Genomic DNA, 435 nt, shown 5'->3' on the forward strand with positions numbered 1-435 from the left:
GTCCTGAACCGCATGACATCTCCCTGTAGAGCCGAGCCCATGCTCGGCTCGGCTGTTCTTCGTTCCAACATCGCGATGAGAGAAGCAGCCGAGCATGGGCTCGGCTCTACAGCAACACATTATCGCGACTTGCTGGCGCGCAGCGCCTGGATCTTCGGCGGCGGCTGGAACGAATCGCTGCGTGCATCGGCCCAGAATGCATGGAACACCGCATGATCCGGCACCTTGTGCAGCAGCTCCCCCGGTTCCAGGTAGCGGTACAGCGACGCCAGCGAGCGGATCTCGACAGGCGAAACACGACGCAGGATGTGCTCCGGCCCCAGTTCGGCCGGATCGTTCAGGCCGGCCGCACACAACAGCTCCTTCAGGGCGTGCAGCGTGTGCTCGTGGTAGCTGTACACGCGGGTGGCCTTGTCCGGTGCATCCAGGTGCTTC

General features: G+C 63.4%; 1 pseudogene. It reads right to left on the reverse strand.

The window, feature by feature from the left end:
• Positions 1-119 precede the first annotated feature (119 nt).
• Positions 120-435 (reverse strand): annotated as a pseudogene (locus HOV91_RS39305) (hypothetical protein); the annotation flags it as partial.

This window comes from Nocardia barduliensis, assembly GCF_013315795.1.
GTDB lineage: Bacteria > Actinomycetota > Actinomycetes > Mycobacteriales > Mycobacteriaceae > Nocardia > Nocardia barduliensis.